This is a genomic window from Kitasatospora sp. NPDC058184 (genome assembly GCF_042883725.1).
Classification (GTDB): domain Bacteria; phylum Actinomycetota; class Actinomycetes; order Streptomycetales; family Streptomycetaceae; genus Kitasatospora.
In genome coordinates this window covers 125,175-135,496 of record NZ_JBHVVE010000025.1, presented here as the reverse complement: position 1 = coordinate 135,496, position 10,322 = coordinate 125,175, and the positions used below count along the sequence as shown (strand labels likewise).

Annotated in this window: 10 protein-coding genes; 4 read left to right on the top strand and 6 right to left on the bottom strand. The window is 72.5% G+C overall.

Annotation, left to right across the window (positions count from 1 at the left end; genetic code table 11):
• Positions 1 to 521 precede the first annotated feature (521 nt).
• A complete protein-coding gene (locus ACFVXH_RS34365; RefSeq protein ID WP_387829778.1) occupies positions 522 to 1,547 on the top strand; it encodes a hypothetical protein in 1,026 nt (341 codons plus the stop codon).
• A gap of 65 nt (positions 1,548 to 1,612) precedes the next feature.
• The gene (gene pyrE, locus ACFVXH_RS34360; protein ID WP_049659651.1) at positions 1,613 to 2,149 is read left to right on the top strand and encodes an orotate phosphoribosyltransferase; all 537 of its coding nucleotides are present in this window, start codon (positions 1,613 to 1,615) and stop codon (positions 2,147 to 2,149) included.
• 105 nt (positions 2,150 to 2,254) lie between these two features.
• Here pyrE and ACFVXH_RS34355 read toward each other — a convergent pair whose 3' ends face one another.
• Positions 2,255 to 2,977: a DedA family protein gene (locus ACFVXH_RS34355; protein ID WP_220450051.1), complete on the bottom strand. Its 723-nt coding sequence runs from the start codon at positions 2,975 to 2,977 to the stop codon at positions 2,255 to 2,257.
• Positions 2,978 to 3,339: 362 nt separating this feature from the next.
• On the opposite strand from ACFVXH_RS34355, the gene fbaA reads away from it, so the two are divergent.
• Entirely contained in the window at positions 3,340 to 4,362 is a 1,023-nt protein-coding gene (gene fbaA, locus ACFVXH_RS34350) for a class II fructose-bisphosphate aldolase (protein ID WP_049659648.1), read from the top strand.
• 159 nt (positions 4,363 to 4,521) lie between these two features.
• Here the strand turns inward: fbaA and ACFVXH_RS34345 are convergent, their stop codons facing one another.
• A complete protein-coding gene (locus tag ACFVXH_RS34345; RefSeq protein ID WP_049659647.1) occupies positions 4,522 to 4,941 on the bottom strand; it encodes a DUF3151 domain-containing protein in 420 nt (139 codons plus the stop codon).
• A 218-nt stretch (positions 4,942 to 5,159) separates the two neighbouring features.
• Here ACFVXH_RS34345 and ACFVXH_RS34340 point away from each other — a divergent pair, with 218 nt between their 5' ends.
• Entirely contained in the window at positions 5,160 to 5,957 is a 798-nt protein-coding gene (locus tag ACFVXH_RS34340; RefSeq protein ID WP_259316661.1) for a DUF3152 domain-containing protein, read from the top strand.
• 32 nt (positions 5,958 to 5,989) lie between these two features.
• Here ACFVXH_RS34340 and ACFVXH_RS34335 read toward each other — a convergent pair whose 3' ends face one another.
• The 4 genes from ACFVXH_RS34335 to purS all read right to left on the bottom strand — a co-directional run bounded on the left by ACFVXH_RS34335 (position 5,990) and on the right by purS (position 10,105).
• A complete protein-coding gene (locus ACFVXH_RS34335) occupies positions 5,990 to 6,856 on the bottom strand; it encodes a sterol carrier family protein (protein WP_387829774.1) in 867 nt (288 codons plus the stop codon).
• Between the two features lie 65 nt (positions 6,857 to 6,921).
• The gene (gene purL, locus ACFVXH_RS34330) at positions 6,922 to 9,177 is read right to left on the bottom strand and encodes a phosphoribosylformylglycinamidine synthase subunit PurL (protein ID WP_074001867.1); all 2,256 of its coding nucleotides are present in this window, start codon (positions 9,175 to 9,177) and stop codon (positions 6,922 to 6,924) included.
• A complete protein-coding gene (purQ, locus tag ACFVXH_RS34325) occupies positions 9,177 to 9,854 on the bottom strand; it encodes a phosphoribosylformylglycinamidine synthase subunit PurQ (RefSeq protein ID WP_049654011.1) in 678 nt (225 codons plus the stop codon). The genes purL and purQ overlap by 1 nt, the downstream gene beginning before the upstream one ends.
• Positions 9,851 to 10,105, bottom strand: coding sequence for a phosphoribosylformylglycinamidine synthase subunit PurS (purS, locus tag ACFVXH_RS34320; protein ID WP_049654013.1), 255 nt, complete (start codon positions 10,103 to 10,105; stop codon positions 9,851 to 9,853). Before purS ends, purQ begins: the two co-directional genes overlap by 4 nt.
• Positions 10,106 to 10,322 lie beyond the last annotated feature (217 nt).

The following is a 10,322-nucleotide window of genomic DNA, read 5'->3' as shown; positions in this document are numbered from 1 at the left end:
CGCATCCACACACTCTGCACCCAACACGGCATCCCAACAGCAACCTGACCTAGATCAAATACTTCGCCAGCAGAGTCATCCAGCCGACTTCCCACGCGGGGAGGCCCGGAAGAACGGGCTCCTCGACCGGCAAGCCCCCGCACGGGCGGGGCCGCTCGGCAGCCGGGGAGCGGGCCCAGGCAGGAGAAGGCCCATGGCCCCGGCCCACCTTGCGGGGCGGACGGCCGCCGGACGACGGGCGACGGAGCGGGTCCCGTCACGGTGCGGGGCCGATGGAGAGGGCGGCCCCGGGCCTGGCCGCTGCTGGATGGGCGCGGGCCCGATGGGCAGGACCGTGGGCCGCCCCGGGCCTGCGGGGCCGGGTGGGCGAGGCGGGGCCGGAGGGTGCCGGGCCTGGGGGCGGGGCGGCCCAGGCTCGGGGCCGGGGCGATGGTGCGACGGCCAAGGGAACGGGTGGGGCGGGGAAAATCTGGTGGTGGTGGGTAGGGACCGGGCGGGGACCAGTCGGTAGGCTCCGTGGCATGGAGCATGAGGTTGTCGTCCCGATGTCCGCCGAGCTGGTGCGGCAGGCCTTGCAGGATCCGGCGCTGCTGGCGCGGAGCGTGCCGGGGCTGAGCACCGAGCCGGCCGCGGTCGGGTCCGGTGCGGCCGAGGAGATCGGCGGCCGGCTGAAGCTGCGGATCGGCGGCTCCACGATCACGTACAAGGGCGTGCTGTCGCTGATCGAGGGCCGGGAGGGCGTGCTGACCGTGCTCGCCGAGGGCGAGGAGGCCCGGGGCAGCGGTGAGGCGACCGCCACCGTCCGGGTCAGCGTCGTGGACGGCGCCGAGGAGGGCACCGCGGCGATCCGCTTCACCGGCGACCTGAGCGCCACCGGCCGGCTGACCGAGTTCGACGAGGAGACCCTCGACGCCACCGGCCGCCGTCTGCTGGACAGGTTCGCCGCCGCGCTGGTCGCCCCGGAGGGCGAGCAGCCGCAGGACCAGGAGGGCTCGGAGGACCTGGACGAGCAGGAGGACCAGGCCGCGGAGACCTCGACCGGCGCGGGTGTGGTCTTCATCGAGGAGCGCCAGGACCAGCCCGGCGACGACCTGGACGACGACCTCTCCGACCTGATCGCCTTCTCGGACGCCGACGCCGAGCGCTTCGGTCTGCCCACCGGCTCCGCCGACGACGACGAGGACGACGTCGAGGGCGAGGGCGAGGGCGAGGACGGCTCCGCCGAGCAGGACGGCGTCGCCGAGGAGCTGCCCGCCGAGCCGCTCTTCGCGTACGAGGACGAGCCCGTGCTCTCCGGCCCGGTGCGCCGCAGCATCGTCGGCCGGTCCGCAGAGGAGGTGGACCACGCCCCGCCGCGCGGCCCGTACGCCCCGGCGCTGCCCGCCCGCAGTGCGCGGGCCCGGGCGGCCTCCCGCTGGGGCGGGGAGGCCGGCGGGATCGTGGTGCCGGGCGCCGGCGGCCGCAACGCGGTGCCGTGGGTGATCGGCGGCTCGGTGGCCCTGCTGGGCGGTGCCGTGGTGCTGGTCAGGGCGCTGCGCCGCCGCTGACCTGGCGCCGGCCGGGCGCGAGCCCGGAGAGCCGCGGGGACTGCCAGGGCCTAGACTGAACGCTCATGAGCAACGACCGCGACGCCCTGCTGGCACAGATCAAGGACAAGGCCGTCGTGCACGGCAAGGTCACCCTCTCCTCCGGCAAGGAGGCCGACTACTACGTCGACCTGCGCCGGATCACGCTGGACGGCGTGGCCGCCCCGCTGGTCGGCCGGGTGATGCTGGACGCGACCTCGCACCTGGAGTACGACGCCGTCGGCGGTCTGACCCTGGGCGCCGACCCGGTGGCCGCCTCGATGCTGCACGCCGCCGCCGCGCGCGGGCAGCAGCTGGACGCCTTCGTGGTCCGCAAGACCGGCAAGGCGCACGGCCTGCAGCGCCGGATCGAGGGCCCGGAGGTCAAGGGCCGCCGGGTGCTGGCCGTCGAGGACACCTCCACCACCGGCGGCTCGGTGCTGACCGCCGTGGAGGCGCTGCGCGAGGCGGGCGCCGAGGTGGTCGGCGTCGCGGTGATCGTGGAGCGCGGCGGCGCGGCCGCCGTCGAGGCCCAGGGCCTGGAGTACGTGACCGCGTACACCCTGGACGACCTGGGTCTCTGACCCCGACCCGCCGGGACGACAAGGCCGGGACGACGAACGACCGAGGGCCGGTGCTGTTTCACGTGAAACAGCACCGGCCCTCGCCGTGTCCGGAGCGGCGGGCGCTCAGCCCCGCCGGTGCCGACCGCCGCCGGCCTGGACCTGGCTCTCCTCGTCGACCTCGGCGCCGATGCCGGCCCGCTTCTTCTTCCGCTCGCGCATGACCTCGATCAGGATCGGCGAGATGGACAGCAGGACGATCAGCAGCACCGCCGGGATCAGGTACTTGTCGATCACCGGGGCGAGCGCGTCACCGAAGAAGTAGCCGATCAGCAGCATGGACTCGGTCCACAGCACGCCGCCGATCACGTTCCAGACGAAGAAGGTCCGGGCGGGCATCTCCAGGGTGCCGGCGACCGGGTTCAGGAAGGTGCGGATGATCGGCATGAAGCGGGCCAGCACGACGGCCTTGCCGGAGCCGAACTTGTTGAAGTACTCCTCCGCCTTCACCACGTAGTCGCGGCGGAAGATCTTCGAATCGGGCTTGTCGAACATCTTCGGCCCGACCTTGGCGCCGATCAGGTGCCCGAGCTGGGCGCCGGCGATCGCCGCGATCGGGCAGCCGATCAGCAGGACGGCGATCGGCAGCTTGGCGCCGTCACCGAGCACCGAGGAGGCTGCGTTCGAGGCGGCGACGCCCGCGAGGATCAGCAGCGAGTCACCCGGGAAGAAGAAGCCGACCAGCAGGCCGGTCTCCGCGAAGATGATCGCGATCAGCCCGATGGCGCCGAGGGACGAGATCAGGGATTTGGCGTCGAGCAGGTTGACGGCCAGCTGGTTGTAGTCCACGGGCGCAGGATAGCGGTCGCACCTTGCCGGCGACGCGGGCGTACCGTGCCGACGGCGCCCGGCCGGGACCGGTTCCGGCCCCCGCCGGGGCCGCCCGGGTGCCGCCGTGCGCCCGTACCGTGCGACGTTCCGCATGGCGGGCTCCTGCTGACCCGCGGGCACGAGTCTGGGAAGATGGCACAGGCGTCCGGTCCGCGGTGGCACACCACCCTCATGGCCGTACCGCGCAGGTCGCCGCGAACGTGCCGGAGAGCCACCACCGCAACGCCGCGCGTCGGCGGGCCGGCACGGAGTCGTCACGAAGGCGTACACAGCGTCGGACAGCACCGTCCGTACGCCGCAACCCGACAGGAGCGGATCGCATGCCCATCGCAACTCCCGAGGTCTACAACGAGATGCTCGACCGGGCCAAGGCGGGCAAGTTCGCCTACCCGGCCATCAACGTCACGTCGTCGCAGACCCTGCACGCCGCGCTGCGTGGTTTCGCCGAGGCCGAGAGCGACGGCATCATCCAGATCTCGACCGGTGGCGCGGAGTTCCTGGGCGGCCAGCACAGCAAGGACATGGTGACCGGCGCGGTCGCGCTCGCCGAGTTCGCCCACATCGTCGCCGCCAAGTACGACGTCACCGTCGCGCTGCACACCGACCACTGCCCGAAGGACAAGCTGGACGGCTACGTCCGCCCGCTGCTGGCGGTCTCCGCCGAGCGCGTGGCCAAGGGCGAGAACCCGCTGTTCCAGTCGCACATGTGGGACGGCTCGGCCGAGACCCTCGCCGACAACCTGGCCATCGCCCAGGAGCTGCTGGCCCAGGCCGCCGCCGCCAAGATCATCCTCGAGGTCGAGATCACCCCGACCGGCGGCGAGGAGGACGGCGTCACCCACGAGATCAACGACGAGCTGTACACCACCGTCAACGACGCCGTGCGCACCGCCGAGGCGCTGGGCCTGGGCGAGCAGGGCCGCTACCTGCTGGCCGCCTCCTTCGGCAACGTGCACGGCGTGTACAAGCCGGGCAACGTCGTGCTGAAGCCGGAGCTGCTGCGCGAGCTGCAGGACGCGATCGGCAAGCAGTACGGCAAGACCGACCCGTTCGACTTCGTCTTCCACGGCGGCTCGGGCTCGACCGCCGAGGAGATCGCCACCGCGCTGGAGAACGGCGTCGTGAAGATGAACCTGGACACCGACACCCAGTACGCCTTCACCCGCCCGGTGGCCGGCCACATGTTCGCCAACTACGACGGCGTGCTGAAGGTCGACGGCGAGGTCGGCAAGAAGAACACCTACGACCCGCGCACCTGGGGCAAGCTGGCCGAGGCCGGCATGGCCGCCCGCGTGCGCGAGGCCGCCGAGCAGCTGCGTTCGGCGGGCAAGCGCCTGAAGTGAGGCCCGCGCCCCGCGTAGGTCCCGCGCCCCGAGCGTGAGAAACGGGTGCCCCCGGCGGACTCCGCCGGGGGCACCCGTACGTCGGGGGTGTCTACCGCTCTACAGCTCTGCCGCTCTCTACGGCTCTACCGATCTCTACGGCTCCGCCGCTCGACCGCTCTACTGCTTGAGCTCCGCGTACGCCTCCGCGCTGCTGTCCTTCAGGAACTGCCAGCAGCGGGCCTCCTCCTCGGTCTCCTTGATCGCGCCGGCCGCCCGGGCGAGCGCCGCCAGGCAGCGCAGGAAGCCGCGGTTGCCGCGGTGCTCCCACGGCACCGGGCCGTGGCCCTTCCAGCCGTTGCGCCGCAGCGCGTCCAGACCACGGTGGTAGCCGGTACGGGCGTAGGCGTACGACTCGACGTACCGGCCGGCCGCGTAGGCGTCGTCGGCCAGCATCGCCCAGGCGAGGCAGAAGACCGGGAACTCGGCCGCCACCTGGGTCGGGGAGGCCGATTCCTCCGCCAGCATCCGGTAGGGCCGCTCCTCCTCCGGGAGCAGGGTCGGTTCGGGACCGTCGAGAAGATTCCTGTGAATCGCCATGCCCTGAAGTCTGCCACCCGAGACGCAGGGGTCAACCGCCGTCCCGGACGGGCGGCCGCCACGGGCACCGGCACCGCCCACGGGAAGGTGGACATTCACCCGTTCGCCATGCCAGTGTGAAGATCATGTCTGCAGCCCGATCCGTCGGCAGGCGCACCGCACCGCCCCGGAAGGGCGGTCGCCGACGCCGCCGGCAGCGGCGCAGACCCGGTCCTGGCATGCTCACGGCACTGGTGCTCTCCGTTCTGGTGCTGGGCGCCGCGGCGGTCATGCTGAACCGCCCCTCGGCCACCCCGGCCACCACCCCGACCACCCAGGCGAGGGTCGCCCCGCCGGCCGAGCAGGCCGCCACGGCGGCACCGGCGCCGACTCCCGCACCGGCCGACACCCCGCCGCCCCCGCCGGCCCCGACACCGACCCCGCCGCCCGCCCCCGCCGCGCCGGACCCCGGCCCCGCCAAGGGCGCCGGCACCTTCACCGTCGCCCCCGCCACCGCCAAGCCGGTGGGGCGCGGCACCGTGCGCCGCTACCGGGTCGAGGTCGAGGACGGCATCGGCATCGACGCCCCGTCCGCCGCCGCGCAGGTCCACGGCATCCTCGGCGACAAGCGCGGCTGGACCAACGACCGCAAGAACGGCTTCCAGCTGGTCGCCGACGGCCCGTACGACTTCACCGTGAAGATCGCCTCACCGGCCACCGTGGACCGGATCTGCGGCGCCTCCGGACTGGACACCCACGGCGAGGTCAACTGCAACGTCGGCAACCAGGTGCTCGTCAACTCCAAGCGCTGGAACACCGGTTCACCGCAGTTCAGCGGCCCGCTGGAGGAGTACCGGGCGCTGATCGTCAACCACGAGGTGGGCCACCGGATCGGCCACGGGCACGAGGGCTGCCCGGGCGAGGGCAAGCCCGCGCCCGCGATGATGCAGCAGATCTACGGTCTCAAGGGCTGCGCGCCCAACGCCTGGCCGTACTCGGCGGAGGGCACCTACCTCAGCGGGCCGTCCGTCCCGTAGCCCGCGGGACCGGAGCCGCACCGGGGAGCCGGTCAGCCGAGCACCGGCAGGTACGCCCGCAGGTCGCTGCGCTCCCCCGAGGCGGACACCTCGGCCGCGTCCACCGCCGCCGCCCAGTCCGTCCGGCCGGTGGCCAGCCGGATCCAGGTCAGCGGGTCGGTCTCCACCACGTTGGGCGGGGTGCCCCGGGTGTGCCGGGGGCCCTCGACGGCCTGCACCACCGCGTACGGCGGGATCCGCAGCTCGACCGCGCCGCCCGGGGCGCGGTCGGCGAAGGCGTCGGCCAGCAGCCGGGTGACGGCCGCGACGGCCTGCCGGTCGTGCGGGAAGGCCGGGAGGGCCCGGGAGGCCGAGGAGGTCAGGGAAACCGGGGAGCCGGGGAAGGCGTCGGGCCCGAGCGCGGCGGCCAGGTCGTCGGCGTGCACGACCGTCTCCACCAGCCTGGTCACCAGCATGTCGGAGAGCGTCATCGAACCCAGCCGGATCTCGAACCGCCGCGCCGGGTCGGCGGCTTCGGGCCGCTCCAGCAGGGCGAGCAGCGCGTCCGCGGCCCGGCCGAAGGCGGCCGCCACCGAGGCCGCGTCCCCGGCGAACTCCGCCGCGCCCCGCGCCCGGGCCTGCTCGTCCAGCAGCGGCGCGACGGTGGCGACCCCGGCTGCCCAGCCCGACAGGTCCAGCGGTGCCCGCCCCTGCGGCCGGTCGTCCAGGTGCGCCGGGACGTAGTCGAGTTGGACGGCCAGGTGGGCGAGCAGCTCGCGGACCCGCCACCGCCCCAACCGGGTCGGCAGGTCCAGCTGCTCCGTGCTGAGCGCGTCCACGGCGGCACGCAGCGCCCTGGTCTGGGCGGCCAGCGCGGCGCGGACCTTCTGCGGCTGGTACGTACGGGGCTTGGCAGGCATGGGGCTCAACATATGACGAGGGGCGGACGGTTCACCAGGAACCGCCCGCCCCTCGAACAGGCCGGTCAGGCCAGCAGGGCCTCGATGACGCCGGTGTGGGCGTCCTTCAGCTCCGCCAGCGAGACGCTGAACTGGCCCTGGACGTCCAGGCTGTCGCCGTCCACGACACCGATCCGGGTGGCCGGCAGGCCGCGCGCGGTGCACATGTCGTTGAAGCGGAGCTCCTCGCTGCGCGGCACCGCCACGACGGCGCGGCCGGCCGACTCCGAGAACAGCAGGACGAACGGGTCCTGGCCCTCGGGCAGGACGATCCGCGCACCGTGGCCGCCCTTGAGGCAGCTCTCCACGAGCGCCTGGCCGAGGCCGCCGTCGGACAGGTCGTGCGCGGCGTCGATCATGCCGTCGCGCGAGGCGGCGATCAGGATGTCGCCGAGCAGCCGCTCGCGCTCCAGGTCCACCGCGGGCGGCAGGCCGCCGAGGTGGTCGTGGACGGCCTGCGACCAGGCCGAGCCGCCGAGCTCGTCCGCCGTGTCGCCGAGCAGGTAGAGCAGCTGCCCCTCCTCGGCGAAGGCCAGCGGGGTGCGCCGGGTGACGTCGTCGATGACGCCGAGCACCGCGACCACCGGGGTCGGGTGGATGGCGACCTCGCCGGTCTGGTTGTACAGCGAGACGTTGCCGCCGGTGACCGGGGTGCCGAGCACCAGGCAGGCGTCGGCCAGGCCGCGGGTGGCCTCGGCGAACTGCCACATCACGTCCGGGTCCTCGGGGGAGCCGAAGTTGAGGCAGTCGGAGACGGCGAGCGGCTTGGCACCACCGGCCGCGACGTTGCGGTACGCCTCGGCCAGGGCCAGCTGGGCGCCGGTGTACGGGTCCAGCTTGGCGAAGCGGCCGTTGCCGTCGGTGGCGACCGAGACGCCGAGGTTGGTCTCCTCGTCGATCCGGATCATGCCCGAGTCCTCGCCGACCGAGAGCACGGTGTTGCCGAGCACGTAGCGGTCGTACTGGTCGGTGATCCAGGACTTGGAGGCCTGGTTCGGGTGGCTCGCGACCTTCAGCAGGTCGGCCTTGAGGCCCTCGCCGGTGGTCGGGCGGGCCAGCCGCTCGGCGGTCGGGGCGTCGGCCTGCAGCGCGTCCTGCCAGCTGGGGCGGGCGTACGGGCGCTGGTAGGTCGGGCCCTCGTGGGCGACGGTGCGCGGCGGGACGTCCACCACGAGCTCGCCGTGCCAGTAGATCTCCAGGCGCTCGCCGTCGGTCACCTCACCGATGACGTTGGCGATGACGTCCCACTTCTCGCAGATCTCCAGGAAGCGGTCGATCTTGTCGGGCTCGACGATCGCGCACATGCGCTCCTGCGACTCGCTCATGAGGATCTCCTCCGGCGAGAGCGTGTGGTCGCGCAGGTGCACGGTGTCGAGCTCGATCCGCATGCCGCCGGAGCCGGCCGAGGCCAGCTCGCTGGTGGCGCAGGACAGGCCGGCGCCGCCGAGGTCCTGGATGCCCTTGACGAGCTTCTCCCGGAAGATCTCCAGGGTGCACTCGATCAGGAGCTTCTCCTGGAACGGGTCGCCGACCTGGACCGCCGGGCGCTTGGCCGGCTTGGTGTCGTCGAAGGTCTCGGAGGCGAGCACCGAGACGCCGCCGATGCCGTCGCCACCGGTGCGGGCGCCGTACAGCACGACCTTGTTGCCGGCGCCGGAGGCCTGCGCGAGGTGGATGTCCTCGTGCTTCATGACGCCCACGCACAGCGCGTTGACCAGCGGGTTGCCCTGGTAGCAGGAGTCGAAGACGACCTCGCCGCCGATGTTCGGCAGGCCCAGGCAGTTGCCGTAGCCGCCGATGCCCGCGACGATCCCGGGCAGCACGCGCCGGGTGTCCGGGTGGTCGGCCGCACCGAAGCGCAGCGGGTCCATCACGGCGACCGGGCGGGCGCCCATCGCCAGGATGTCGCGCACGATGCCGCCGATGCCGGTGGCCGCGCCCTGGTAGGGCTCGATGTACGACGGGTGGTTGTGCGACTCGACCTTGAAGGTGACCGCGTAGCCCTGGCCGACGTCGACGACACCGGCGTTCTCGCCGATGCCGACGAGCATCGCGTCCGAATCCGGCTTCTTCTCGCCGAACTGCTTCAGGTGGACCTTGCTGCTCTTGTACGAACAGTGCTCCGACCACATGACCGAGTACATGGCGAGCTCGGCGCCGGTGGGACGGCGGCCGAGGATCTCGCGGATGCGCGCGTACTCGTCCTCCTTGAGGCCGAGGTCGGCCCAGGGCTGGGCGGCGTCCGGGGTCTGCTCGGCGTTCTTGACGGTGTCGAGGCTCATCAGGCGTTCACCAGCTGCTTCAGGACGGAAGTGAAGAAGCCCAGGCCCTCGGTGGTCGGACCGGTGAGCGGCTCCACGGCGTGCTCCGGGTGCGGCATCAGGCCGACGACATTGCCGGCGGCGTTGGTGATGCCGGCGATGTCGCGGTACGAACCGTTCGGGTTGACGTCCAGGTAACGGGCGACGACCCGGCCCTCCGCCTCCAGCTCGTCGAGCACCCGCTCCTCGGCGACGAAGCGGCCCTCGCCGTTCTTCAGCGGGACGACGATTTCCTGGCCGACGGAGTAATCCCCGGTCCAGGCGGTGCCGGCGTTCTCGATGCGCAGCTTCTGGTCGCGGCAGATGAAGTGCAGCGAGTCGTTCCGGGTGAGCGCACCGGGCAGCAGGTGCGATTCGCAGAGCACCTGGAAGCCGTTGCAGATACCGAGCACCGGCATTCCGAGCTTCGCCTGCTCGATGACGGTCTCCATCACCGGCGAGAACCGGGAGATGGCACCGCAGCGCAGATAGTCGCCGTAGCTGAATCCGCCCGGCAGGACGACGGCGTCGACCTGGTGGAGATCCTTGTCACGGTGCCAGAGGGCGACCGGCTCGGCGCCGGCGAGACGGACCGCCCGCCGGGCGTCGCGGTCGTCGAGGGAGCCGGGGAAAGTGACGACGCCGACGCGGGTGGTCACTTGCCCTCCTCCTCGACCCGGACGGTGAAGTCCTCGATCACGGTGTTGGCGAGAAAGGTCTCGGCGGCTTCGCGGATACGGGCGAGCGCCGCGTCGTCGACCGGGCCCTCCACATCCAGCTCGAAACGCTTGCCCTGGCGGACGTCGGCGATCCCGGTGAATCCGAGACGGGGCAGTGCACGCTGCACCGCCTGTCCCTGGGGGTCGAGGATCTCCGGCTTGAGCATGACGTCGACTACGACGCGTGCCACTGGCACTCCCGGTGGTGTCTTCGGTGAGGCGGGGGAACTCCAGACTACCGGTGGTTTCGGGCAGGATTGCTGGCCGGGCATAGCGACGCGCGTAGACCCCAGACCCTTACGCAGCAAGGGATCCAGCGCCCCGATCACCTGCCCGGGCCGGCCGGTTTCCCCGGATTCGGCACTCGGAACGACGCCCTCCGGAGAACACCCGAATACGGCACTTGGG

Excerpts from the sequence above, each read along its gene's own strand:
- ACFVXH_RS34365 (WP_387829778.1), top strand. The coding sequence starts at position 522 with ATGGAGCATGAGGTTGTCGTCCCGATGTCCGCCGAGCTGGTGCGGCAG.
- pyrE (WP_049659651.1), top strand. The coding sequence starts at position 1,613 with ATGAGCAACGACCGCGACGCCCTGCTGGCACAGATCAAGGACAAGGCC.
- fbaA (WP_049659648.1), top strand. The coding sequence starts at position 3,340 with ATGCCCATCGCAACTCCCGAGGTCTACAACGAGATGCTCGACCGGGCC.
- ACFVXH_RS34345 (WP_049659647.1), bottom strand. The coding sequence starts at position 4,941 with ATGGCGATTCACAGGAATCTTCTCGACGGTCCCGAACCGACCCTGCTC.
- ACFVXH_RS34340 (WP_259316661.1), top strand. The coding sequence starts at position 5,160 with ATGCTCACGGCACTGGTGCTCTCCGTTCTGGTGCTGGGCGCCGCGGCG.
- ACFVXH_RS34335 (WP_387829774.1), bottom strand. The coding sequence starts at position 6,856 with ATGCCTGCCAAGCCCCGTACGTACCAGCCGCAGAAGGTCCGCGCCGCG.
- purL (WP_074001867.1), bottom strand. The coding sequence starts at position 9,177 with ATGAGCCTCGACACCGTCAAGAACGCCGAGCAGACCCCGGACGCCGCC.